Source organism: Streptomyces sp. NPDC091972 (genome assembly GCF_044756385.1).
Taxonomy (GTDB): domain Bacteria; phylum Actinomycetota; class Actinomycetes; order Streptomycetales; family Streptomycetaceae; genus Streptomyces.
In genome coordinates this window covers 47113-69856 of record NZ_JBIVSV010000002.1, presented here as the reverse complement: position 1 = coordinate 69856, position 22744 = coordinate 47113, and the positions used below count along the sequence as shown (strand labels likewise).

General features: G+C 71.9%; 24 protein-coding genes and 1 pseudogene. 10 read left to right on the top strand and 15 right to left on the bottom strand.

The features are described 5' to 3' along the window. Positions 1-69 precede the first annotated feature (69 nt). A complete protein-coding gene (locus ACIQJT_RS05635) occupies positions 70-1068 on the top strand; it encodes an NADP-dependent oxidoreductase (protein WP_402640174.1) in 999 nt (332 codons plus the stop codon). A 97-nt stretch (positions 1069-1165) separates the two neighbouring features. Next, on the top strand, positions 1166-1585 hold the full coding sequence (locus ACIQJT_RS05630) for an organic hydroperoxide resistance protein (protein WP_402640172.1): 420 nt from the start codon (positions 1166-1168) through the stop codon (positions 1583-1585). Between the two features lie 66 nt (positions 1586-1651). Here the strand turns inward: ACIQJT_RS05630 and ACIQJT_RS05625 are convergent, their stop codons facing one another. Both ACIQJT_RS05625 and ACIQJT_RS05620 read right to left on the bottom strand, forming a co-directional pair. Beyond that, positions 1652-2803 (bottom strand): serine hydrolase domain-containing protein, encoded by a 1152-nt coding sequence (locus ACIQJT_RS05625; RefSeq protein WP_402640170.1) that lies wholly within the window; start codon positions 2801-2803, stop codon positions 1652-1654. Positions 2804-2818: 15 nt separating this feature from the next. After that, a pseudogene (locus ACIQJT_RS05620) lies at positions 2819-3017 on the bottom strand (hypothetical protein); the annotation flags it as partial. Between the two features lie 266 nt (positions 3018-3283). On the opposite strand from ACIQJT_RS05620, the gene ACIQJT_RS05615 reads away from it, so the two are divergent. Together ACIQJT_RS05615 and ACIQJT_RS05610 are read left to right on the top strand one after the other, a co-directional pair. Continuing rightward, positions 3284-4096 (top strand): EI24 domain-containing protein, encoded by an 813-nt coding sequence (locus tag ACIQJT_RS05615; RefSeq protein WP_365450813.1) that lies wholly within the window; start codon positions 3284-3286, stop codon positions 4094-4096. Further along, the gene (locus ACIQJT_RS05610; RefSeq protein ID WP_365450815.1) at positions 4080-4562 is read left to right on the top strand and encodes a GNAT family N-acetyltransferase; all 483 of its coding nucleotides are present in this window, start codon (positions 4080-4082) and stop codon (positions 4560-4562) included. Before ACIQJT_RS05615 ends, ACIQJT_RS05610 begins: the two co-directional genes overlap by 17 nt. Here ACIQJT_RS05610 and ACIQJT_RS05605 read toward each other — a convergent pair. Together ACIQJT_RS05605 and ACIQJT_RS05600 are read right to left on the bottom strand one after the other, a co-directional pair. Continuing rightward, a complete protein-coding gene (locus ACIQJT_RS05605; protein WP_402640167.1) occupies positions 4510-5730 on the bottom strand; it encodes a pyroglutamyl peptidase in 1221 nt (406 codons plus the stop codon). The two genes, ACIQJT_RS05610 and ACIQJT_RS05605, sit on opposite strands and share 53 nt — an antisense overlap. A 102-nt stretch (positions 5731-5832) precedes the next feature. Further along, positions 5833-6789, bottom strand: coding sequence for a LysR substrate-binding domain-containing protein (locus ACIQJT_RS05600; protein WP_365450819.1), 957 nt, complete (start codon positions 6787-6789; stop codon positions 5833-5835). Between the two features lie 58 nt (positions 6790-6847). Here ACIQJT_RS05600 and ACIQJT_RS05595 point away from each other — a divergent pair, with 58 nt between their 5' ends. Beyond that, positions 6848-7237, top strand: a complete 390-nt coding sequence (locus tag ACIQJT_RS05595) for a RidA family protein (protein WP_365450821.1) — start codon at positions 6848-6850, stop codon at positions 7235-7237. A gap of 163 nt (positions 7238-7400) precedes the next feature. Here ACIQJT_RS05595 and ACIQJT_RS05590 read toward each other — a convergent pair whose 3' ends face one another. Next, positions 7401-7982, bottom strand: coding sequence for a TetR/AcrR family transcriptional regulator (locus ACIQJT_RS05590; protein ID WP_365450822.1), 582 nt, complete (start codon positions 7980-7982; stop codon positions 7401-7403). 103 nt (positions 7983-8085) lie between these two features. On the opposite strand from ACIQJT_RS05590, the gene ACIQJT_RS05585 reads away from it, so the two are divergent. Beyond that, entirely contained in the window at positions 8086-10533 is a 2448-nt protein-coding gene (locus ACIQJT_RS05585) for a glycoside hydrolase family 3 protein (protein WP_402640164.1), read from the top strand. Between the two features lie 73 nt (positions 10534-10606). On the opposite strand, the gene ACIQJT_RS05580 is transcribed toward ACIQJT_RS05585, so the two are convergent. Then, entirely contained in the window at positions 10607-11578 is a 972-nt protein-coding gene (locus ACIQJT_RS05580; RefSeq protein WP_402640162.1) for an aldose epimerase family protein, read from the bottom strand. A gap of 10 nt (positions 11579-11588) precedes the next feature. Next, a complete protein-coding gene (locus tag ACIQJT_RS05575) occupies positions 11589-12473 on the bottom strand; it encodes an SGNH/GDSL hydrolase family protein (RefSeq protein WP_402640160.1) in 885 nt (294 codons plus the stop codon). A 251-nt stretch (positions 12474-12724) separates the two neighbouring features. Between ACIQJT_RS05575 and ACIQJT_RS05570 the strand changes: the two genes are divergently transcribed. Then, positions 12725-13219 (top strand): DUF3145 domain-containing protein, encoded by a 495-nt coding sequence (locus tag ACIQJT_RS05570; protein ID WP_037721013.1) that lies wholly within the window; start codon positions 12725-12727, stop codon positions 13217-13219. A gap of 80 nt (positions 13220-13299) precedes the next feature. Here ACIQJT_RS05570 and fabF read toward each other — a convergent pair whose 3' ends face one another. From fabF to ACIQJT_RS05545, 5 genes are all read right to left on the bottom strand, one after another. Then, positions 13300-14580 (bottom strand): beta-ketoacyl-ACP synthase II, encoded by a 1281-nt coding sequence (gene fabF / locus ACIQJT_RS05565; RefSeq protein ID WP_365450830.1) that lies wholly within the window; start codon positions 14578-14580, stop codon positions 13300-13302. A gap of 100 nt (positions 14581-14680) precedes the next feature. After that, the gene (locus tag ACIQJT_RS05560) at positions 14681-14929 is read right to left on the bottom strand and encodes an acyl carrier protein (protein ID WP_007381745.1); all 249 of its coding nucleotides are present in this window, start codon (positions 14927-14929) and stop codon (positions 14681-14683) included. 78 nt (positions 14930-15007) lie between these two features. Further along, complete coding sequence (locus ACIQJT_RS05555) at positions 15008-16006, bottom strand: ketoacyl-ACP synthase III (protein WP_053850710.1); 999 nt, start codon at positions 16004-16006, stop codon at positions 15008-15010. A gap of 16 nt (positions 16007-16022) precedes the next feature. Then, complete coding sequence (locus ACIQJT_RS05550; RefSeq protein ID WP_365450832.1) at positions 16023-16946, bottom strand: ACP S-malonyltransferase; 924 nt, start codon at positions 16944-16946, stop codon at positions 16023-16025. A gap of 89 nt (positions 16947-17035) precedes the next feature. After that, a complete protein-coding gene (locus ACIQJT_RS05545; protein WP_365450834.1) occupies positions 17036-18241 on the bottom strand; it encodes a helix-turn-helix domain-containing protein in 1206 nt (401 codons plus the stop codon). Positions 18242-18334: 93 nt separating this feature from the next. Between ACIQJT_RS05545 and ACIQJT_RS05540 the strand changes: the two genes are divergently transcribed. Beyond that, complete coding sequence (locus tag ACIQJT_RS05540; protein WP_365450836.1) at positions 18335-18988, top strand: pirin family protein; 654 nt, start codon at positions 18335-18337, stop codon at positions 18986-18988. Here the strand turns inward: ACIQJT_RS05540 and ACIQJT_RS05535 are convergent. Together ACIQJT_RS05535 and ACIQJT_RS05530 are read right to left on the bottom strand one after the other, a co-directional pair. After that, complete coding sequence (locus tag ACIQJT_RS05535; RefSeq protein ID WP_402640157.1) at positions 18985-19800, bottom strand: serine hydrolase domain-containing protein; 816 nt, start codon at positions 19798-19800, stop codon at positions 18985-18987. The genes ACIQJT_RS05540 and ACIQJT_RS05535 overlap by 4 nt on opposite strands. A 19-nt stretch (positions 19801-19819) precedes the next feature. After that, entirely contained in the window at positions 19820-20290 is a 471-nt protein-coding gene (locus ACIQJT_RS05530; RefSeq protein WP_365450840.1) for a GNAT family N-acetyltransferase, read from the bottom strand. A gap of 97 nt (positions 20291-20387) precedes the next feature. Here ACIQJT_RS05530 and ACIQJT_RS05525 point away from each other — a divergent pair, with 97 nt between their 5' ends. Next, on the top strand, positions 20388-20852 hold the full coding sequence (locus ACIQJT_RS05525; protein WP_053850716.1) for a MerR family transcriptional regulator: 465 nt from the start codon (positions 20388-20390) through the stop codon (positions 20850-20852). Further along, a complete protein-coding gene (locus tag ACIQJT_RS05520; RefSeq protein WP_365450842.1) occupies positions 20849-21865 on the top strand; it encodes an aldo/keto reductase in 1017 nt (338 codons plus the stop codon). The genes ACIQJT_RS05525 and ACIQJT_RS05520 overlap by 4 nt, the downstream gene beginning before the upstream one ends. Position 21866: 1 nt before the next feature. Here ACIQJT_RS05520 and ACIQJT_RS05515 read toward each other — a convergent pair whose 3' ends face one another. Then, entirely contained in the window at positions 21867-22730 is an 864-nt protein-coding gene (locus ACIQJT_RS05515) for a DUF4429 domain-containing protein (RefSeq protein ID WP_365451653.1), read from the bottom strand. Positions 22731-22744 lie beyond the last annotated feature (14 nt).

The following is a 22744-nucleotide window of genomic DNA, read 5'->3' as shown; positions in this document are numbered from 1 at the left end:
TGACAACATGAAATATTCAGGAGCATGGTTGTTTAAGGCACTGAAGTAAATGGAAAGGTCGCAGGCATCATGATCAACCGCGAATGGCACCTCGTCTCCCGCCCGGTCGGCTGGCCGAAGCCCGAGGACTTCGCCCTGGTCGAGGCAGAGGTGCCGACCCCCGGCGAGGGCCAGGTGCTGGTCCGCAACAAGTACCTCTCGGTCGACCCGTACATGCGCGGCCGGATGAGCGCCGCGAAGTCCTACACCGCGCCCTTCGAGCTCGGCAAGGTCATGCAGGGCGGGGCGGTCGGCGAGGTCGTCGAGTCCCACGCCGAGGGCATCGCCGTCGGCGACCACGTCCTGCACTTCTTCGGCTGGCGCGAGCACGCGGTCATGGACGCCAGGCACGCCGTCAAGGTGGACGCCGACGCGGCCCCCCTGTCGACGTACCTCGGTGTCCTCGGCATGACCGGTCTCACCGCCTACGCCGGTCTCCTGCGCACCGCCTCCTTCAAGGAGGGCGACGCGGTCTTCGTCTCCGGCGCCGCCGGTGCCGTCGGCAGCCAGGTCGGGCAGATCGCCAAACTCAAGGGCGCCTCCCGGGTCATCGGCTCGGCCGGCTCGGACGAGAAGGTCAAGCTGCTGGTCGAGGAGTACGGCTTCGACGCGGCCTTCAACTACAAGAACGGCAAGGTCAGCGACCAGCTCCGCGAGGCCGCCCCGGACGGTGTCGACGTCTACTTCGACAACGTCGGCGGCGACCACCTGGAGGCCGCCATCGGCTCCCTCAACCAGGGCGGCCGGATCGCGGTCTGCGGCATGATCTCCGTCTACAACAACACCGAGGCGGCCCCCGGCCCGCGCAACCTCGCCCGTCTGATCCAGACCCGCGGCCGCATCGAGGGCTTCCTGGTCGGCGACCACTACGACCTCCAGCCGGAGTTCGTCGCCGAGGTCGGCCCGTGGGTGGCGTCCGGGCAGCTCAAGTACCGCGAGACGGTCGTCGAGGGCATCGAGAACAACCTGGAGGCGTTCCTCGGGGTCCTGCGTGGCGACAACACCGGAAAGATGATCGTCAAGCTCTGACCCCTGTGCTGGATTTCCGGCATGCGGTAACTTCTTTCCGAATCCCGCCGTCGATCGTGGGCGCGAGTCGCGGTGGACCGAGGAGGAAGACAACCGCATGTCCATCCAGCAGACCGATGTCCTCTACACGGCCGTCGCCACCGCCGAGAACGGCCGCGACGGCCGTGTCGCCACCGACGACGGCAGGCTCGACCTGGTCGTCAACCCGCCCGAGGAGATGGGCGGCAGCGGCAAGGGCACCAACCCCGAGCAGCTCTTCGCGGCCGGTTACAGCGCCTGCTTCCAGGGCGCTCTGGGCGTCGTCGCCCGCCAGGAGAAGGCCGACATCTCCGGCTCGACGGTCACCGCGAAGGTCGGCCTGGGCAAGAACGCCGACGGCTTCGGCCTGATCGTCGAGATCTCGGCGGCCCTCCCGAACGTCGACACGGGAACCGCCCGGGCCCTCCTCGAGAAGGCCCACCAGGTCTGCCCGTACTCGAAGGCGACCCGCGGGAACATCTCCGTGACGCTCGTCTGACGGAGCCCGTCGGCCGCACGAGACGGAGGCGGCACCCCTGGACGTGGGGTGCCGCCTCCGTTCCCGTCACACCGCCAGGGCGGCCCGGTGCACGGCCCGCACGAACCGCTCGTTCTCCGGCGCCGCCCCTCCCGGGAACGCCATCCGGCGCCGGGTGTAGCCGTAGGCCAGTCCGCTGCGCGGGTCGGCGAAGGCCTGGGAGCCGCCGGCGCCGCTGTGGCCGAAGGAACCGGCGCCGAGGTAGGGGTGCCACATGTCGGCCGTCGCCTGGAAGCCCAGGCCGTACGACCTGTGGGCACGGGCCACCAGGTCGTAGCCGGCCGAGTGGATCTGCCCCACCTCCGCGACCGTGTCCGGCTTCAGCAGGGGCGGCCGGTCGGCCACTTCGCTGATCGCCGCCGCGTACATCCCGGCCAGCCCGCGTGCGGCGGCCACTCCGCCCGCCGACGCCGGCCCCTTCGCGCGCACGGCACGGGAGTTGGCGTAGTCGGCCAGGTCACCCGGGTCCGGCGCCTGCTGGTTGAAGGCGATCGCGGCCAGGGTGTGCGGACCCGTCGGCAGGGCGTCCAGCAGCGCCTGCTGCGTGGCCGTCGGCGCCATCGGCTGCACGGAGCGGTAGCGGGGTTCCAGCGCCTCGGGCAGCCCCAGGTGGAAGTCCAGCCCGTACGGCGCCCGGATCCGCTCCTCGTACACCTCCTGGAGCGTGCGGCCCGTGGCCCGCCGTACGATCTCGCCGGTCAGCGCGCCGATCACGAGCGCGTGGTAGCCGAAGGCCGTGCCGGGCCGCCAGAACGGCTTCTGATCCGCCAGCCGTTCCGCCATGGCCCGGTCGTCCGCCAGCTCCTGCGCGCTGAACCCGGCGTCCAGCCCCACCACCCCGGCCCGGTGCGCCAGCAGGTCCCGCAGGGTGAGCTGACCCTTGCCCTCCGCGCCGAACTCCGGCCAGTAGTAGGTGACTTTGCGGTCGAGTTCCAGCGTGCCCTCCTGGACGAGGAGCGCGACCACCAGATGGGCGGCCCCCTTGGTCGACGAGAACACGCCGTACAGGGAGTCCGGCCCGGCCCCCTCGCCGGCCCACAGGTCGACGACCCGCCTGCCGTGCACGTACGCGCTCAACTGTCCCTCGTAGTCGGGTCGTTCGCCCCTCACGAAAGCGGCGAACTCCTCGCGTACCGCCTCGAAGCCGTCGGCGACGGTGCCGTGGATCTCCTGCGTCATCCGCTCTCCTCAACCTCAGCCGCTGCTCGCGTGCGCCATGGTGAACAACGCCCGTCCGACCTGGGCGAACTCCCCCTTGGGGTGATCCCGGAAGAGTGGCTCGGTGCCGAACAGGACGGCTTGCGGGCCACTGACGACCGAGGCCCCCCCCGGCCGCGGCGGCGGAACCGCCCGAGCCGTCCGCCAGCGGCCGCCAGTGCCCGGAGACCAGCGGGGGTCGGCGCTCGCGCTGGTCGGGGTGAGCAGCAGCGAGCCGGCGAGGGCGATGAGCAGGACGGGTCTCGCAGGAACGGTTCTCGTGGTGGGCACGCGTACCTCCTCCGGGCTTCCTGAGATCGGTACGGCGAGATGTACCTGTTCGACTCAACCGCAACAAGAGGGAGTTGATGGCGCGGATGCCCCGGACGGCGCAACCCGGGCGCCCGGACCGGACCCGCGGCCGTCTCCGCGGCTCGGGAGTCACCCGATAGGGTGCGGGACATGCGTGATCTCGGGGCGGGTTTCCACTATCTCCTGAAGGGCCAGCGGTGGGTGGCCCGGCACGGCAAGCAGTACGGCTTCGGACTGGTCCCTGGCCTGATCACCCTGGTGCTGTACGTGGCGGCCCTGGTGGCGCTGGCGGCCTGGGGCGAGGACGCGGTGTCCTGGGCGACCCCCTTCGCCGACGACTGGTCGAGCCCCTGGCAGGGCCTGTTCCGCGGCTTCCTCACGGCGGTCCTGTTCGCGCTGGCCCTGCTCCTCGCGGTCCTGACCTTCACCGCGGTCACCCTTCTCATCGGCCAGCCCTTCTACGAGAACCTCTCCGAGAAGGTGGACCGGGACGTCTCCCCGGACGGCACGGCCCCCGAGTCGGGTCTGCCGCTCTGGCGCGAACTGTGGATCTCGGCCAGGGACAGCCTGCGCATCGTGGTGCGGGCGGCCCTGTGGGCGGTCCTGCTCTTCGCCCTCGGCTTCGTGCCCGTCGTCGGTCAGACCGCGATCCCGGTGATCGGCTTCTTCGTGACCGGTTTCTTCCTCACCGAGGAGCTCACCGCGGTGGCCCTCCAGCGCCGGGGCGTGGAACTCCGCGCCCGCCTGGCCCTGCTGCGCTCCCGCAAGACCCTCGTCTGGGGCTTCGGCACCCCGCTCGGCCTGTCCTTCCTGGTCCCCTTCGTCGCGGTGTTCCTGATGCCGGGAGCGGTGGCGGGAGCCACGCTGATGGCCCGGGATCTGCTGGGGGAGGAGACGCGGGACGGGGACGAGGAGCGCGACGAGCCGGACGGGGAAGCCGTGTCCGGTGAACTCGGCGCCTGAGCCCACGATCCGCCCGGCGACGCGCACGGACGCGGACGCGGTCTTCCGGCTCCTGTGCGATTTCGCCACCACCTACCGTCCCGACCGCACCCGCTACGAGACCGTCACCTTCCCCCAGGTCCTGCGGGCGGCCGCCGAGAACCGGGCCGAGTTCCTGGTCGCCGAGCACGGCACGCGGGTCGTCGGCTACGCCTGCGCGGCCCGGCTGCCGACCCTGTTCGCCGGCGGCACCGTCCTGCAACTCCTGGAACTCGCCGTGGACGCACCCCTGCGCGGCCACGGCACGGGCTCCCGGCTCGTCCGGGAAATGCAGGCCCGCGCGCGGCACGCTCAGGACGTGGAGATCACCGTGCCGACGCGCAGGGCCGCCGGCTTCTACCGTCGGCTGGGCTTCACCGAGACGGCGGTCTTCCTCAAGTGGCCTGCTCCACCGCCACCACCACGATCGCCCGCACCTGCGCGATGATGTCCAGCCGGTTGCGCACGAACTCCGGATCGGTCACCGTCCCCGTCGCAGGATCCGTGTTCCCCGTCCCGAACTGCAGCACCGGCGTGTGCACATGGCCGCCCGGCAGGACGTCGTGCAGCCCGAGCCGGTCCCGCAGCAGCGTGGCGCGGTACGCGATCTCGTTGGACAGGTAGTCCCCGCCACCGCCCGCCCTCGCCGTGGACCCCGGGGTCGGCCCGTCCGGACGGACGACCGGCTGCGTCCCTCCCGCCGGGATCTCGGTCACGCTCGTGTTGTCGTAGACGGGGAAGCGCCCGGTCCCCGCGTCCACGATCGCCTTGTACGGCAGCGTGGTCGTCGTCCACTGCGGCTGCGAGGCCGGGTCGTCGACCGGGACCGTCCCCGTCACCCCGATGTTGTCGTTGTCCGGGAACCCGCCGCGCCACGCCCCGTTGGTCCGCTCGACGTCGAACCGGCCCACCCGCCCCTGGCTCACGGTCGTGAAGAGGTCCACCTTCTTCAGATACGGCCGCAGCGCCCGCTCCACCGTCCGGTCGGTGAAGTCCTGCCACCGCACCGGGAACACGACGGTCTCCACGCGCGCCGGCCCGTCCGCCGTCTCGATCACCGTCCCGTCGAGGGCCAGCGCGGTGGCCCCGGACGGATTCGAGATCCGTATGTCCCGGTCCAGCGTGAACGGGTCGAACCCGGTGACGAGCACCCGCTTCAGCCGCTCACCGCCCGGATACCGCACCGCGGTCTGCCCCCGTGACGTCCGCTCCAACTCGTCCAGCAGGGCCGCCCGTTGCACCTCCGACAGCCCGAACGACGGTTCCCAGGTCCGTACCGCGCGGGTCATGCCCAGCCGGGCCCAGTACAGGGGCCGGTCGTCGTCCCGGCTCAGGTCCCCGGCGGCCGGTCCCCGCCCCTGCGCGCGGTCCACGGCCCGCTTCCACAGCGCGGACCCCTGCTGCGCGACGACGTGCCGCGCCTGCGCGTAGGAACGCGCCGACCCGAGCGCCCGCGTGAAACAGACTGGCACGGCGTCGAATCCGGACCGTTCGAGAATCTCCCGCGGCACGGCCTGGTCGAGCCGCCGCTCCTCCACCGTGGGCGAGGGCGCGGTCGCGGCCGCCGCCGGACTGATGGCGACCGACGGCGCCGCCAGCAGGGCAAGTCCGAGCATTCCGATCCGAACACGTAGGCGTATCAAGGGGGTTCAGGTCCTTCCGTCGCTGTGGGGCGCGAGTGGTGCCGGACCCCGGCAGTATCGCGTGACGGAAGTGGTCTACGCCATGGGGAGTGACGTACGGGGGATCCGGCCCGCCGCCTCCCGCAGTGCCCCGACGAACGCCTCCACGGCCGGCGAGGACGACCGCCCGCGCGGTGTCGCCGCGTACACCGCCCGCGCCGGAGCCCCCTCGTCGAGCACCGGGAGCAGGACGACGTCCGGCCGCACGGACCCCGCGGCGAGCGCCGGGACCAGCGTCACCCCGAGCCCGGCGGCGACGTACCCCTGCTTGGCGGTCCACTCGCCGACGACGTGTGCGATCCGCGGCCGGAAGCCCTGCCGCAGGGCCGCGTCGAGGAGCGTCCCCTCGGCGCGCGGGCTGCCGGAGATCCAGTCGGCGTCCGCGAGCCGTCCGAGCCGCACCGGCCCGCCGCCCGCACCGGCCAGCGGATGCCCGGCCGGGACGGCGACGTACAGCGACTCGTCGAGCAGATGGCTCAGTTCGTACGCCGACAGCGGCGCCCCGCCGGTCGTGGAGACCACCGCGAGGTCCAGCCGCCCCTCGGTCAGCCGGTCCAGCAACGCCGGGGTGAGGCCCTCCTCGCGCGAGACCCGCACGCCCGGATGCCGGGCGCGGAAGACACCGAGGGCGTGCGGGACCAGGGCCGCGTCGGCGGTCGGGAACGCCCCGAACCGCAGGTGCCCGCCGGTCAGTTCACGCAGCGCCGCCAACTCGCGCGCGGCCCCCTGAAGCGCCCCGGTGACGGTCTGCGCGTACGGCACGAGCACCCGTCCCGCCTCCGTCAGCCGGACACCCCTGGGCAGCCGGTCGAACAGCGGCGCCCCGCCCAACGCCCCCTCCAGCGAGGAGATCTGCCGGGACACCGCCGACTGCGTCCAGCCCAGTGTGCGCGCGGCCACGGTGAACGACTCGTGCCGGGCGACCTCCAGGAAGACCCGCAGCCAGACGGTGGCGAGGTCGGGAGGCAGATCCTTGTGATGCGGGTTCGGCATGGCAGCCATGCTGGACATTCGCTTGTCGCATCGCAAGGGCGGTCCTAGCGTCGACGGCATGCAGATCACCCTGGACAACCCCGCCGGCGCGCCCCAGCCCCTGAGCCCTTACTACTCCCAGGTCGCCCGCGTCGAACAGGCCGACGGCAGCGCCCTGTTGTTCGTCTCCGGCCAGATCGCCGAGGGCGCCACACTCGCCGAGCAGTCCCGGGGCGTCTTCGAGACCCTCGCCGCGCTGCTGGAGGCCCACGGGGCGGGCCTGGCTGACGTCATCAACATCCGCACCTACCTCACGGACATCTCGGAGCTGGACCAGTACGGCGCCGTACGCCGCGAGTTCCTCACCGGCACCCCGCCCACCAGCATGACCTTCGAGGTTCCGCGGCTGTTCAGGCCGGAGGCACTGATCGAGGTCGAAGTCGTGGCGGCGGTGCCCGCGGGCGGGTGACACCGCGACCCGTGAAGGCGGCCGACCGGGGCGTTCTCCTCCTGGTGGTCGGGCTTCCTGGTCGAGCTCGGCGCCCTGGCCGCCCCGGCCCCGCCGCACCGTCGTACTCGCCGCCGTCCGTGCGCTCAGCAAGGCTCTCGCCGTCGTCCGGTGCCAGGGAGCCTCAGTCCGCCGGCTCGCCCAACAGCCGCAGGAAGTCCCGGAACGCGCCCGGCATGTCCACCGACTCCGGGTCCAGCAGCCACTGGTACTGGAGGCCGTCCATGACGGCGACCAGCAGCGGCGCGGTGCGTTCCGGGCTCAGTCCGCTGGGGAGCCGGTCGCCGTACTCCGCGCGCAGGGCCACCGCCATCGATTCCCGCACCCGGGTGTAGCGGCCGGTGAAGTACTCCCGTGCCGGATGCCCCTCCGTCACGCTCTCGCCGAGCAGCGCCGAGAAGGTCTGGATGATGCCGGGCCGCATCGCGTTGTACTCGACGAGCGCGGCGAGCAGGTCGACCCGCCAGGTGCCGTGCGGCACGGCGTCCCACTTGTCCCGCTCCTCCAGCACCGCGACCAGCAGCGCGTCCTTGGTCGGGAAGTGGTGCAGCAGTCCCTGCTGGGTCAGCCCGACCCGCTCGGCCACCGCGGCCAGGCTCGCACCCCGGTAACCGCGCTCGGCGATGACCTCCAGGGCCGCCCGGACGATCTCGGCCCGGCGCTCCTCGCTTCTGGTCCTGGCGTTCATGGCGTCACCGTACGACATGCCGTCCTGATGAATATAACGGCAGGGTAACGAAACCTACCGCTCGCCAGGTGACCGATGCACGATGAGAGGTCCGCACGGACTTCAACGAGGAGGCACCGCCATGGCGGCACCCGAGGGACCCGAGGGCATCACCCCCGCCGACCAGGCCCGCGAGGCGGTCGTCGAAGCGGCACTGGCCCGGCTGGACCTGGACGCCAAGGCCCGGCTCCTGGCCGGCCAGGACATGTGGAGCCTGCCCGCCCTCCCCGGGATCGGCCTGGCCTCCCTCGTCATGTCCGACGGCCCGATCGGCGTCCGAGGCGTGCGCTGGAGCGCCGACGACCCCTCGATCGCCCTGCCCTCCCCGACCGCGCTCGCCGCCGCCTGGGACCCCGGACTCGCGCGCCGGGCAGGCCGTCTCCTCGCCCAAGAGGCCCGCCGCAAGGGCGTCCACGTCCTGCTCGCCCCCACCGTCAACCTCCACCGCTCCCCGCTCGGCGGCCGCCACTTCGAGGCGTACAGCGAGGACCCCTACCTGACCGGACGGATCGGCGCCGGGTACGTCACCGGCGTGCAGGAGGGCGGTGTCGGCACCACCGTCAAGCACTTCGTCGCCAACGACGCCGAGACCGACCGCTTCACCGTGAACAACCTGGTCTCCGAACGCGCCCTGCGCGAGCTGTACCTGGCGCCCTTCGAGCACATCGTGGAGAACGCCCACCCGTGGGGCGTCATGACCGCCTACAACAGTGTCAACGGCACGACGATGACCGAGCACCACCACCTGGTCAATGAGGTCCTGCGCGGCGAATGGGGCTTCGACGGCTTCAACGTCTCCGACTGGACGGCCGCCCGCTCCACCAAGGCCGCCATCGAGGGCGGCCTCGACGTCGCCATGCCCGGCCCGCGAACCGTCTACGGCGAACCCCTCGCCCGAGCGGTCCGGGACGGCGAGGTGGAGGAGAGCGCGGTCGACGCGGCCGTGCGCAACGTACTGCGGCTCGCCGCCCGCGTCGGCGTCCTGGACGGCGCCGAACCCGTCGTCACCGACCTGCCGGACCCCGTCGACGGCGTCGAACTGGCCCGTGAGATCGCCCGCCGCACCTTCGTCCTGGTCCGCAACCAGGGGGCGCTGCCGCTGAAGCCGGGCACGGTCGCCCTCATCGGCGCCGCCGCCCGAGACGCCCGGGTCCTCGGCGGCGGGTCCGCCACCGTCTTCCCGGACCATGTGGTCTCCCCGCTCGACGGCCTCACCGCCGCCCTGCCCGAGGGCACCCTGACCTACGCCGTCGGCGCCGACCCCAACACCGAACTCGCCGTCGCCGACCGGGGTTTCACCCTGCGCGCAGTGTGCCGGGACGCGGCCGGGGACGTCATCGGCACGGGGTCCGCCCCCAACGGCCACATCCAGTGGATGGGTTCGGACCTCCCTGAGGGCGTCACCCACGACCGGCTGCACACCGTCGAGCTGACCGGCACCTTCACCCCGCGCGAGAGCGGCACGCACACCTTCGGCATCAAGGGACTCGGCGCCTTCAGACTGGCCGTCGACGGCACGACGTACTACGACGACGTCCAGCGCGCCGACAAGGACGACCCGTTCCTCACCTTCTTCGGTGCCCCCGAGCCCCGCGCCCGGGTCGAACTGACGGCGGGCGAGCCGGTCGAGGTCTCCCTGACCCACGTGGTCGCCCTGCCCGAAGACGTGCCGATGAAGGCCGTCACGTTCTCGCTGGCCCACCAGGACCCCCGGCGCGCGCCCGACGAGCTGATCGCCGAGGCCGTGGAGGCGGCCCGGAACGCCGACACGGCCGTCGTCGTGGTCGCCACCACCGAGCGCGTCGAGTCCGAGGGCTACGACCGCAGGGACCTGACCCTCCCGGGCGGTCAGGACGAGCTGGTCCGCGCGGTCGCCGCCGCCAACCCGAACACCGTCGTGATCGTCAACTCCGGCTCCCCGGTGGAACTGCCCTGGCGTGAGGACGTCGCCGCGATCCTGCTCGGCTGGTTCCCCGGCCAGGAGGGCGGAGCCGCCCTCGCCGACGTGCTGACCGGCGCCCACGAGCCCGGCGGCCGGCTCCCCACCACCTGGGGCGCCCTGGCCGACGCCCCGGTCACCCGGGTCGAACCGCACGACGGCGAACTCCCCTACACCGAGGGCGTGTTCATCGGGTACGCGGCCTGGGAGAAGGAGGGCCGCACCCCCGCCTACCCCTTCGGCCACGGCCTCGGCTACACCGACTGGACCTACGAGTCCGTCGAGGTGCGGGGCACCACCGTCCGGGTCCGGCTGCGCAACTCCGGTGCCCGTCCGGGCCGCGAGGTCGTCCAGGTCTACCTGGCGCCCGGCGAGCCCGACGCCGAGCGCCCGACCCGCCGGCTCGCCGGATTCGCCGGCGTCGAGGCCGGGCCCGGGGAGAGTGTCGAGGCCACCGTGGAGATCCCGCGCCGGGCCTTCGAGATCTGGGACGAGAAGACCTCATCGTGGTCGTATGTGAAGGGTTCGTACGAAATCCAGGTGGGGCGCTCGATCGGGGACCGCCGGGTGACCGTGACGATTAACGTCTGATCACAGGGGGCACGGCCCTCGCACAAGCAGCCCCGGCCCGGGACCTGACCCCTGGGCCGGGGCTCGTGCGTGCTCAGCGCGTACCGAAGCCGTACACCGTCTCCGAGCGGTAGACCTCACCCGGCCGCAGCACCGTGCTCGGGAACTCCGGGCGGTTCGGGGAGTCGGGGAAGTGCTGGGTCTCCAGCGCGATGCCGTCGCCGGGCGCGAAGGGCTCGGGCAGATGGTCCCCGGTGTAGAGCTGGATGCCCGGCTCGGTGGTCGCCACCGTCAGCACCCGTCCGGACGCGGGGTCGTACAACGCGGCGACCTCGACGGCCTCTTCGGTGATCCCCTTGTCGAGCACGAAGTTGTGGTCGTAACCGGAGCCCACCTTGCGCGCCTGACGGAAGTCGAACCGGGTGTCCGCGACCTCCGCCACCCCGGTCGGGATCAGGTCCGCGTCGACCGGCGTGAACCGCGAGGCGTCGATCCGCAGCTCGTGCCCGCCCGCGTTCCCGGACCCGGCCAGGTTGAAGTAGCTGTGGTTGGTCAGGTTCACCAGGGTCGGCGCGTCGGTCACCGCCTCGTAGGAGATCCGCAGCGCGCCCGACTCGTCCAGGCTGTACGTCCCCGAGACCTCGAGGCGCCCCGGGAAGCCCTCCTCGCCGTGCGGGCTGACCCGGCTCAGCCGTACCCCGTGCGCACCCGCCGGCTCCATGTCCCACACCCGCTTGTCGAAGCCGTTCTCACCGCCGTGCAGGGAGTTGGGCGCGTTGTTGGGCGCCAGCGCGTACGTCACCCCGTCCAGCACGAAGCGACCGCCCCCGATCCGGTTCGCGTACCGCCCGACGAAGGCCCCCAGATACGGCTCCGGGTGCTCCAGGTACCCCTCCAGCCCGGCGAAGCCCAGCACCACGTCCGCCGCGCGCCCGTCCCGGTCCGGGACCTCGACCGACTGCACGATCCCGCCGTACGACAGGATCCGCACCCGCACGCCCGCGCGCTCCAGGGTCCAGCGGTGCACCGGCGTGCCGTCGGGAAGTGTGGCGAAGAGTTCGTTCATGTGCGGAACTTTAGGACACGGACCTGACCTTGCGATATGCGATCTCCGCCAGCCGTGCCTGTCCGTTCACACTCGGATGGAACCAGTCCCAGTGGCTGAGCTGCTCGGTGCCGAACCGGTAGTCGTACACCGCGCCCCCGTCGTACCGGCACCGCCTGTCCTCGGCGCACACCTCCTTCAGCACGGCGTTGTACGCCTCCACCCGCTCCTGCACGGTGGCCCGCCGCTCGGTCGCCGCCGCGTCCACGGCGTCCGCGTCGGCCAGCATCGACGGGCACACGCCCAGCTTCCACACCTGCTTGCCCAGCGGATTGGTGCGGCCCTCGGACCACAGCCGCTTGAGGTTCGGCACGCTCGCCACGTACACCTGCGCCTTGGGCGCCGACTTCCGCAGCACGCCGAGCGCGTCCTCGAAACCGGCGCGGAAGTCGGCCACCGACGTCATCGCCGCCGTGGAGTCCCGGCAGGCGTCGTTGGCGCCCACCATCACGGTGACCAGCGCCGGTGTGCGCGCGGCCGCCTGGGCCATCTGCGCCGGCAGATCGGCCATCCGCGACCCGGAGACCGCGAAGTTCCAGCTCCGCTCGGCCGCCCCCGCCCTCCCCAGCAGCCGTACGGCCAGGGAGTCGACCTGGGTGCTGCCCCCGGTGGCCCAGGACACGTCGGGGCAGTCCTTCAGCACCCCGCACGCGTCGAAGCCCCGGGTGATGGAGTCGCCGACGGCGGCGATCGAGGCCGGGCTGCTGTCCCATGCCGGGGTCGGCTTCGGCGAGGCCTTGGCCTTCGGGGTCGGCCCCGCCGAGTCGCCGCCCACGGCGTCACAGCCGGCGACACCCAGCAGAGCCGCCGTCAGGACGGCGACGACGGCCCGCGAGCGGTGGCCCTGCTTCCGCATCCGTGGTGTTCCCCTCGTGAGAATGGTGGTCCTCTCATGACAACGCGCGGGAGTTCCCGGTGGCCCCGAGGGAACGATCGGCACCCGTACCAGCGTCCTGCCGGGTGAATGGCGGGCGTTTCGGGGCATCGGGACCGACGGTACGTCACACTCCTTGCGCCGCCGCACGGTAGCCTCGCCATCAACGTGGCTGCCCGCCATCGCCGCCATGCCAGCCAGCAAGACTTGTCCCGCTCTGCCCGGAGGTCCCGGTGACGACACGTGGAGTTCTGTACGTGCACTCCGCGCCGCGCGCGCTGTGCCCGCACGTCGAGTGGGCCGTCGCCGGGGTGCTCGGCACGCGCGTCAACCTCGACTGGATCCGGCAGCCGGCCGCGCCGGGCACCTGGCGCTCGGAGTTCTCCTGGAAGGGCGAGGCGGGCACGGCGTCCAAGCTCGCCTCCGCCCTCAGAGGCTGGCACCTGCTGCGCTTCGAGGTCACGGCCGAGCCCTGCCCCACCGCGGAGGGCGAGCGCTACAGCTGCACGCCGGAGCTCGGCATCTTCCACGCCGTCACCGGCATCCACGGCGACATCCTGATCCCGGAGGACCGCCTGCGCGCGGCCCTGACGCGCTCGCAACGGGGTGAGACCGACCTGGAGGCCGAGCTCGCCAAGCTCCTCGGCAAGCCCTGGGACGACGAGCTGGAGCCGTTCCGGTACGCCGGCGAGGGCGCCCCGGTCCGCTGGCTTCACCAGGTGGTGTGAGCCGGCGTCCACGCCGCCCCGTACACGGGAAGGGCCCCCACCGACCGGTGGGGGCCCTTCCGTTTGCGTACGGACGGTTCTCAGACCGTGCGGAACGCCAGTACGACGTTGTGCCCGCCGAACCCGAACGAGTCGTTCAGGGCGGCGATACGGCCCTCCACGGGCAGCTTGCGCGCCTCGCCGCGGACGACGTCGGCGTTGGCCTCCGCCTCCGGGTCGAGGTTCTCGACGTTGATGGTCGGCGGAGCCACCCGGTGGTAGAGGGCGAGGACGGTCGCGACCGTCTCCACGCCGCCCGCGCCGCCGAGCAGGTGACCGGTCATCGACTTGGTGGCGGACACGGCGATGTGGTCGGCCTCGTCGCCGAAGACCTTGCGCAGCGCCTTGAGCTCGGCGATGTCACCGGCCGGCGTCGACGTGGCGTGCGCGTTGACGTGCACGACCTCCGCCGGGTCAAGGCCGGTGCTGTCCAGCAGGTTCTGCAGGGCGTGCGAGATGCCGCGGCCCTCCGGCTCCGGCTGCACGATGTCGTGGGCGTCGGCGGAGATGCCCTGGCCGACCGCCTCGGCGTACACCCGCGCACCGCGCTTGGCGGCGTGCTCGGCGGACTCCAGGACGACGACACCGGCGCCCTCGCCGAGGACGAAGCCGTCCCGGGCGACGTCGTAGGGACGCGAGGCGCCCTCGGGGTTCTCGTTGTTCTTGGACATCGCCATCATGTTGCCGAACGCGGCGATGGGCAGCGGGTGGATCGCGGCCTCCGTGCCACCGGCGACGACGACGTCGGCCCGGCCGGTACGGATCATCTCGATGGCGTAGCCGATGGCCTCGGCGCCCGACGCGCAGGCGGAGACCGGGGTGTGCACACCCGCGCGGGCCCCGACGAGCAGACCCACGTTGGCGGACGGGCTGTTGGGCATCAGCATCGGCACGGTGTGCGGGGAGACGCGGCGGACGCCCTTCTCCTTGAGCACGTCGTACTGGTCGAGCAGGGTCGTGACACCACCGATGCCGGAGGCGATGACGGCGCCGAGACGGTCGGGGTCGACGTCGCCGACCGAACCGTCCTCACCGGCCTTGCCCTCGAAACCGGCGTCGGCCCACGCCTCCTTGGCCGCGATCAGCGCGAACTGCGCCGAGCGGTCCAGCCGGCGGGCCTGCGGCCGGGGGATGACCTCGGTCGGCTCCACCGCGATCTGCGCGGCGATGCGGACCGCCTGCTCGGCGGCCCACTCCTGCTCCAGGGGCTTGACGCCGGACTTGCCGGCGACCAGACCCTCCCAGGTAGAGGCTGCGTCGCCACCCAGCGGTGTGGTTGCGCCGATACCGGTGACGACCACGGTGCGATTGGTCGGGCTCACGGGAAATCTTTCTCCAACGTTACGAGGATTAAGCGGCGCCACCGCCGGGTGGCGGGGCCGGCACGTCCGGCCTGGAGGGCTCCGCGGGAGCCCGGGGGACTCAGGCCTGGTGCTTGAGGATGTAGTCGGTGGCGTCGCCGACCGTCTTGAGGTTCTTGACGTCGTCGTCCGGGATCTTGACGTCGAAGCGCTCTTCGGCGGCGACGACGACCTCGACCATGGACAGCGAGTCGACGTCCAGGTCGTCGGTGAAGGACTTGTCCAGCTGGACGTCCTCAACCGGGATGCCGGCGATCTCGTTCACGATGTCGGCGAGACCGGCGACGATCTCTTCCTGAGTGGCGGCCATGGTGGCGCTCCTTCGTTTTCTTATCCAGAGGGTTGGCAGTGCTTCCCGTCCCGGACCGAGTGATCCGGCACGGAGTGCCTAGGGGAGGGTAACGACAGTGGCGGCGTAGACGAGACCCGCCCCGAATCCGATGACGAGCGCGGTGTCGCCGCTCTTCGCCTCACCGGTCGCCAGGAGCCGCTCCATCGCGAGCGGGATCGAGGCGGCCGAGGTGTTGCCGGTGGTGCGGACGTCGCGCGCGACCGTGACGTGCTCCGGCAGCTTCAGCGTCTTCACCATCGAGTCGATGATCCGCTCGTTGGCCTGGTGGGGAATGAAGACGTCCAGGTCGCTCGGGGTGATCCCGGCCGCGTCCAGCGCCTGCTGGGCGACCTTCGCCATCTCGAACACGGCCCAGCGGAAGACCGCCTGGCCCTCCTGCGTGATCGCGGGGAACTTGTCCGTGGAACTGTCGTACTCGTTCCACGCGACGGTCTGCTTGATCGTCTCGGACTTGTCGCCCTCGGAGCCCCAGACCGTGGGGCCGATCGCGGGCTCCTTGGAGGGTCCGACGACGACCGCGCCGGCGCCGTCGCCGAACAGGAAGGCCGTGGCCCGGTCCTCCAGGTCGGTGAGGTCGGAGAGCCGCTCCACGCCGATGACGAGGACGTACTCCGCCGAACCCTCGACGATCATGCCCTTGGCGAGGGTGAGGCCGTAGCCGAAGCCCGCGCAGCCCGCCGAGATGTCGAACGCGGCGGCCTTGTCCGTGCCCAGCTTGTCGGCGATCTCCGTCGCCACCGCCGGGGTCTGCTTGAAGTGCGAGACGGTCGAGACGATCACGCCACCGATCTGCTCGGCGGAGATCCCGGCGTCGGCGATCGCCTTGCCGGACGCCTCGATCGACATCGCGGCGACGGTCTCCTCGGCGTTCGCCCAGTGCCGGGTCTGGATGCCGGAGCGCGAGCGGATCCACTCGTCGGACGAGTCGATCGTCTCGAGGATCACCTCGTTCGGCACGACCCGGGTCGGGCGGTAGCCGCCGACACCGAGGATGCGCGCGTACGGGGCGCCCTTGCTGGGCTTGATCTTCGACATGCTCTCGTGCTCCTTCTCAGGCACTGTGCTCGGCGATGAGCTCGCGAGCAGCGTCGAGGTCGTCGGGGGTCTTGAGCGCGAGCGTCTTGACGCCGGGCAGCGCGCGCTTGGCGAGGCCGACCAGGGTGCCGCCGGGGCAGACCTCGATGAACGCGGTGGCGCCGAGCTCCTTGAAGGTCTCCATGCACAGGTCCCAGCGGACCGGGTTGGCGACCTGGCCGACCAGCCGCTCCAGCACCTCGGCGCCGGTGGCGACGGCCTGCCCGTCCTTGTTCGAGACGTACGTGACCTTCGGGTCGGCCGGCGTCAGATCGGCGGCGGCCTTGGCCAGCGCGTCGACCGCGGGGGCCATGTGATGGGTGTGGAAGGCGCCGGCGACCTGGAGCGCGACGATCTTGCGGACGCCCTCGGGCTTGTCGTCGTTCAGGGCGGCGAGCTGCTCCAGCGTGCCCGCGGCGACGATCTGGCCGGCGCCGTTGACGTTCGCCGGGGTCAGGCCCAGCTTCTCCAGGTGCGCCACGGAGACCTCGGGGTCGCCGCCGAGCAGCGCCGACATGCCCGTCTCGGTGATCGCGGCGGCGTCGGCCATGGCCAGACCCCGCTTGCGTACGAGGGTGAGGGCGGCGGTGTCCTCCAGGACGCCCGCGAAGGCCGCGGCGGTGATCTCACCGACGCTGTGCCCGGCGACCGCGCCGGGGGCGATGTCACCGAGGGCACCGAGTGCCGAGGCGGACAGGATTCCGGCCGCGACCAGCAGCGGCTGGGCCACGGAGGTGTCGCGGATGGCGTCCGCGTCGGCCTGTGTGCCGTAGTGGGCGAGGTCCAGTCCGATGGCGTCGGACCACGCGGCGACGCGGTCCGCGGCACCGGGGAGTTCGAGCCAGGGAGTCAGGAAGCCGGGCGTCTGGGCGCCTTGGCCGGGAGCGACGAGTACGAGCACTCTCACACTCTCTCTTGAGGGCGGCCCAAGCCGCCCGTGGTGACAGGGACGAAGAACAGGAGGGGGTTTTGTGGGCCCCCGACAAAAGCCTAGGGCTGGGCATCTCCGTCGGCCAGACGCCCCAGGATGAGCGCGATCCGCAAGGTGAACGCCGAACGTACATCGGAGGGCGACCAGCCGGTGACGTCAGTCACACGTCGAAGCCGGTAGCGCACGGTGTTGGGATGCACGAAGAGCATCCGGGCCGCGCCCTCCAGACTGGACGCCTGTTCGAGATAGACGGAGAGCGTCTCCAGGAGCGCGGAACCGGCCTCCTCCAGCGGTCTGTAGATCTCCTCCACCAACTGCTCTCGCGCGCTGGGATCGCCGGCCATCGCGCGTTCCGGAAGCAGGTCGTCCGCCAGGACCGGGCGCGGGGCGTCCTGCCAGGCGGAACACGCCTTGAGCCCGGCGGCGGCCGCCTGCGCGGACCGGGTCGCGGCCAGCAGATCGGGGACGACGGGCCCGGCGACCACGGGTCCGGCCGCGTAGGGCCCGATCAGCGACTTGGCCACGGCGAGCGGGTTGTCGCTGCCCCCCGCGATCACCACGAGCCGGGCCCCGAGCACCCCGGTCAGCACCTGGAGCTTGGCGTGCCGGGCGGCCCGCCGGATGGCCTCGACGGTCAGCTCCGAGTCACCGTCGGGGGCGGTGCCGAGGACCACGCACACGTGCTCGGGAGCGTTCCACCCCAGTGCGGCGGCCCGGCTCACGGCCCCCTCGTCGGCCTCCCCGCTGAGCACGGCGTTCACGACGAGCGACTCCAGCCGCGCGTCCCAGGCACCGCGTGCCTCGGCGGCCTGGGCGTAGACCTGCGCGGTCGCGAAGGCGATCTCGCGGGCGTACACGAGCAGGGCCTCACGCAGCACGGACTCGTCGCCCGGGGCGGCGACCTCGTCGATGGCCGACTCCATCACCTCGATGGTGGTGCGCACCATCTCGACGGTCTGGCGCAGGGTGATCGCCCGGGTCAGCTCACGCGGGGCGGTGCCGAACACATCGGTGGAGATGGCCTGCGGGGCGTCCGGATGCCGGAACCACTCGGTGAAGGCCGCGATGCCGGCCTGGGCGACCAGCCCGATCCAGGAACGGTTCTCCGGGGGCATCGCCCGGTACCACGGCAGCGTCTCGTCCATGCGCGTGATGGCCTGCTGCGCGAGAGACCCGGACGACTTCTCCAGCCGCTTCAGGGTCGCGGCATGTGCGTGGGCGCGGGGCGCTGCGGGGTCGGACTTGCTGTGTTCGGGTTCGGGCACGGGGACAAGACTGCCTTATCCGGACGTCAGTGCGCGCCGCCGGGTACCGACTGACGCCCCACCCACGGCCCGCCCTGGCACTACCGTGGTCCCGTGACGGACGTACGGCGCGCCGCGGAGCGCTACCCAGGCGGGGACCCCGGGACCGGAATCGAGTCGTGGCACGCCTTCTCGTTCGGGCCGCACTACGACCCCGACAACCTCCGGTTCGGCGCGCTGATCGCCTGCAACGAGGAGCGGCTCGTGCCCGGCGCCGGGTTCGACGAGCATCCGCACAGCCACACCGAGATCGTGACGTGGGTGGTCGAGGGCGAGCTGACGCACCGCGACTCCACCGGGCACGAGACGGTCGTGCGGCCCGGTGACGTGCAGCGGCTGAGCGCCGCCGCAGGCGTCCGGCACGTCGAGCGCAACGACGCCGAGACCCCGCTGACCTTCGTGCAGACCTGGCTCGCGCCCCTGGAACCCGGCGGCGAGCCGTCGTACGAGATCGTCCGAGGCATCGCCGACTCGACGCCGTACGCGGTCCCGGAGGCGGGCGCGCTGCTCCATGTACGGCGGCTGGCCGCGGGGGAGTGGACGGCGGTGCCGGACGGCCGGTTCGTCTACGTCCACGTCGTGCGCGGCGACGTACGGCTGGACGGCGAGGAGCTGGGCCCCGGGGACGCGGCCCGGGTCACCGGCGCGAAGGAACTGGACGCGGTGGCGGTGACCCCGGCCGAGCTGCTGCTGTGGGAGATGTCCTAGAGGCCGGCGAGCACCGCGTCGGTGAACGCGGGCCAGGCCTCGACGGCCCACGGCCCGAACGCGCGGTCCGTCAGCGCCACGCAGGCCGCCCCCGCGTCCGGGTCGATCCACAGGAACGTGCCGGACTGGCCGAAGTGCCCGAAGGTGCGGGGCGAGGACGCGGAGCCCGTCCAGTGCGGGGACTTGGAGTCGCGGATCTCGAAGCCGAGGCCCCAGTCGTTGGGGTTCTGGTGACCGTAGCCCGGCAGCACGCCCTTCGTGCCCGGGTACTGGACGGTCATCGCCGCCGCGACCGTCCGCGGGTCCAGCAGCCGCGGTGCCTGCACCTCCGCCGCGAACCGGAGGAGGTCCTCGACCGTCGACACGCCGTCCTTCGCGGGCGAGCCCTCCAGGGACGTCGACGTCATGCCCAGCGGCTCCAGCACCGCCTGCCGCAGGTACTCCGCGAACGGGATGTCCGTCGCCTTGGCGACGTGGTCGCCGAGCTGCTCGAAGCCGGCGTTCGAGTACAGCCGCCGCTCCCCGGGCGGGGCGGTGACCCGGTGCTCGTCGAAGGCGAGCCCGGAGGTGTGCGCGAGCAGATGACGCACGGTCGATCCGCTCGGCCCGGCCGGCTCGTCGAGCTCGACGGCCCCCTCCTCGTACGCGACGAGGACGGCGTACGCGGCGAGCGGCTTGGTGACCGAGGCCAGCGGGAAGCGGTGCGCCGTCGGACCGTGGGTGCCGAGGACGGTGCCGTCGGCCCGCGCCACCCCCGCCGCAGCGGTGGGAACCGGCCAGTTCTCGATCAACGCGAGGCTCTGCAAGGACATGCCGTCGAGACTAAGCGGCTCACAGCTTCAGAATCATCGTGGGGTCCGGCTTGTGGACGAAGCCGAGGGAGACGTAGAGCGGCTCTGCCTCCGGGGACGCGGTCAGCATGACCTGTCCGGCGCCCCGCTCGCGGAACCACGCCAGCAGTTCGTCCATGCACGCGCGCGCGTACCCGCGCCGCCGGGCCGTCGGGTCGGTGGCGACGCTGAAGACGTAGCCGGCCAGCCCGTGCGGATTGCCCGCCTTCCCGATCCGGTAGTCGACCGTCCCCGCCACCAGCGCGCCCAGCGCCCCCGGCCGCTCAGGGTGGTCGACGACGAAGGCCGCGAAATCCCCGTCGGCCTCCGCCAGCTTCCGCCGCAGCGACGGCAGCGCCTCGGTGTGCCACGCTGTGGAGGCGTCCCCGCCGGGCAGGGCGTCGATCATCACCTGGCGCAGCCGCAGCACTTCCGCGGCGTCCTCGGTCGTGGCACGGCGTACGAGACTCATGAGCCGCACGCTAGCGAGCGCACCCGGGGCGCGTCCTGCCGATTTCTTGCCGGTACCGCTTGCTTGGAGTGCACTCCAAGGTCCTAGCGTGGGAGGCATGACGGTGATGGAGACCACGAGCACCAGGACCGACAGCTGTGCCGCCCCGCCGCATCCGCATCGGCGCCCCAACGGCCAGGACAGCTACACGATCAGCGAGGTCGTCGCCTTCACCGGCCTGACCGCGCACACCCTGCGCTGGTACGAGCGCATCGGTCTGATGCCGCACATCGACCGCTCGCACACCGGCCAGCGCCGCTACAGCAACCGCGACCTCGACTGGCTCGACCTCGTCGGCAAGCTCCGGCTCACCGGCATGCCGGTCGCCGACATGGTGCGGTACGCGGAACTGGTGCGCGAGGGCGACCACACGTTCACCGAACGGTTCGAGCTCCTGGAGACGACCCGCCGGGACGTCCTGTCCCGGATCGCGGAGCTCCAGGACACGCTCGCCGTACTCGACCGGAAGATCAGCTTCTACGCCGAAGCCGGTCGCGCCTACGAAACGGAGAAGGCCGGATGACGGACCGCACCATCCCGACCGCACGGCTCGGCGACACCGGCCCCGCGGTCGGCGTCCAGGGCCTGGGCTGCATGGGCATGAGCTTCGCCTACGGCCCCGCGGACGCGAAGGAGTCCCGGGCCACCCTGGAGCGGGCCCTGGAGCTCGGCATCACGCTCTACGACACGGCGGACGCCTACGGCGCCGGGGAGAACGAGAAGTTCCTGTCGCCGTTCTTCAAGGCCCACCGCGACGAGGTCGTGATCGCCACCAAGTTCGCCCTGGCGATACCCCCGGACGACCCCACCCGGCGGATCATCCGCAACGACCCGCCGTACATCCGCGAGGCGGTCGAGGCGAGCCTGAAGCGCCTGGACGTCGACGTGATCGACCTCTACTACATGCACCGGCGGGACGTGAACGTGCCGATCGAGGAGACCGTCGCCGTCATGGCCGAGCTGGTGCGCGAGGGCAAGGTCAAGCACCTGGGCCTGAGCGAGGTCACCGCCGGTGAGCTGCGCGCGGCACAGGCCGTCCACCCGATCGCCGCCGTGCAGTCGGAGTGGTCCCTGTTCAGCCGGGACATCGAGGCCCAGGTGGTGCCGGCCGCCCGCGAACTGGGCGTCGCCCTCGTCCCGTACTCCCCGCTCGGCCGCGGCTTCCTCACCGGGTCCTTCACCGACGCCGACAAGGACCTCACCGCCGACGACTTCCGCCGTCAGCAGCCCCGCTTCACGGGCGACAACGCGGCGGCGAACGCGGCCCTGCTGGAGCCGGTCCGCCAGGTCGCCGAGGCCCACGGCGCCTCCCTGGGCCAGATCGCCCTGGCCTGGGTCCAGCAGCAGTCCGAGATCCACGGCCTCCCGGTCGTCCCGATCCCTGGCACCCGCAAGCCTGCCCGGGTCGAGGAGAACGCGGCGGCGACGGGCCTCCACCTCACCAAGGAGGAGCTGGAGCTCCTGGAGCCGATCGCGGGCCAGGTGGCGGGCGACCGTTACGCGGACATGCGGTTCTCGTCGGCGGGCCGGGAGTAGGTCAGAGCTCCGCCAGCAGCTCCGCCTTCTTCACGGAGAACTCCTCGTCGGTGACCAACCCGGCCTGGTGCAGTTCTCCGAGATGGCGGATGCGCTCGGCGATGTCCGCGGGGTCCCGGCGTGGCGCGACCACGGCCGGGACCACCGCCGTGGCGCCCCGCTGCTTCACCGCGGCCAGCACCGCGGCAGCGAAGGGCAACGACTCGTGCACGGGTCCGTACCCGAGCCCGAAGACCACGGCCGCCGGGTCCTGGTCCGCCTGTACCGGCTGAGACGGCGGAGCCTCCCGCAGCAGCCGCAGATGGCCCTCGAAGACCTCGGGTGACCGCCACTCGACACCGGTCAGCTCGGACACCGGGAAGCTCTGGTCGCCGGCCTTCCACTTCGCCGAGGACGCCCCGGTCCAGAACCAGCGGAAGTTCACGGTACGGCCGTCGAAGGACGCCTTCCCGTCGTACGCCTTGAACTGCAACGGCACCTCGGGCGCCGGCACCAGGAAGCGTTCCGCCGGTTCGTCGTCCCGCTTCAGCAGCGCGCGCAGCTCGTCCGCGTAGTACTCGGCGAGCGTCTCCTTGTCGGCCGGCAGCACCAGCCGGTACGGGTCGCACCCCTCCTTGAGCTGCCCCGCCGCCGCCTCCATGAGCGGGTCCGCCCCGGGCCGCGGTTCGGCGTGCAGCACCACCGTGCCCCGCTTGCCCGGGGTCAGCGTCACCCCGGAGATCGCCTCCAGGGGAATCCGTCGTTCCCCCAGTGCCTGGAAGAGCTTCGGTGTGCGAATCCCCCGTTCGTAGCGGATGAGCACGGAGTCGGACTCGAACTCCCAGGCGGCATGAAATCCGGCCAGTACGTCACCCATGCGGGTCATCGTATTCGGCACGA

Bases quoted from the DNA above. Each gene is read 5' to 3' on its own strand.
- ACIQJT_RS05635 (WP_402640174.1), top strand. From the start codon at position 70: ATGATCAACCGCGAATGGCACCTCGTCTCCCGCCCGGTCGGCTGGCCG.
- ACIQJT_RS05630 (WP_402640172.1), top strand. From the start codon at position 1,166: ATGTCCATCCAGCAGACCGATGTCCTCTACACGGCCGTCGCCACCGCC.
- ACIQJT_RS05625 (WP_402640170.1), bottom strand. From the start codon at position 2,803: ATGACGCAGGAGATCCACGGCACCGTCGCCGACGGCTTCGAGGCGGTA.
- ACIQJT_RS05615 (WP_365450813.1), top strand. From the start codon at position 3,284: ATGCGTGATCTCGGGGCGGGTTTCCACTATCTCCTGAAGGGCCAGCGG.
- ACIQJT_RS05605 (WP_402640167.1), bottom strand. From the start codon at position 5,730: ATGCTCGGACTTGCCCTGCTGGCGGCGCCGTCGGTCGCCATCAGTCCG.
- ACIQJT_RS05600 (WP_365450819.1), bottom strand. From the start codon at position 6,789: ATGCCGAACCCGCATCACAAGGATCTGCCTCCCGACCTCGCCACCGTC.
- ACIQJT_RS05595 (WP_365450821.1), top strand. From the start codon at position 6,848: ATGCAGATCACCCTGGACAACCCCGCCGGCGCGCCCCAGCCCCTGAGC.
- ACIQJT_RS05590 (WP_365450822.1), bottom strand. From the start codon at position 7,982: ATGTCGTACGGTGACGCCATGAACGCCAGGACCAGAAGCGAGGAGCGC.
- ACIQJT_RS05585 (WP_402640164.1), top strand. From the start codon at position 8,086: ATGGCGGCACCCGAGGGACCCGAGGGCATCACCCCCGCCGACCAGGCC.
- ACIQJT_RS05580 (WP_402640162.1), bottom strand. From the start codon at position 11,578: ATGAACGAACTCTTCGCCACACTTCCCGACGGCACGCCGGTGCACCGC.
- ACIQJT_RS05575 (WP_402640160.1), bottom strand. From the start codon at position 12,473: ATGCGGAAGCAGGGCCACCGCTCGCGGGCCGTCGTCGCCGTCCTGACG.
- ACIQJT_RS05560 (WP_007381745.1), bottom strand. From the start codon at position 14,929: ATGGCCGCCACTCAGGAAGAGATCGTCGCCGGTCTCGCCGACATCGTG.
- ACIQJT_RS05555 (WP_053850710.1), bottom strand. From the start codon at position 16,006: ATGTCGAAGATCAAGCCCAGCAAGGGCGCCCCGTACGCGCGCATCCTC.
- ACIQJT_RS05535 (WP_402640157.1), bottom strand. From the start codon at position 19,800: ATGTCCTTGCAGAGCCTCGCGTTGATCGAGAACTGGCCGGTTCCCACC.
- ACIQJT_RS05530 (WP_365450840.1), bottom strand. From the start codon at position 20,290: ATGAGTCTCGTACGCCGTGCCACGACCGAGGACGCCGCGGAAGTGCTG.
- ACIQJT_RS05525 (WP_053850716.1), top strand. From the start codon at position 20,388: ATGACGGTGATGGAGACCACGAGCACCAGGACCGACAGCTGTGCCGCC.
- ACIQJT_RS05520 (WP_365450842.1), top strand. From the start codon at position 20,849: ATGACGGACCGCACCATCCCGACCGCACGGCTCGGCGACACCGGCCCC.
- ACIQJT_RS05515 (WP_365451653.1), bottom strand. From the start codon at position 22,730: ATGACCCGCATGGGTGACGTACTGGCCGGATTTCATGCCGCCTGGGAG.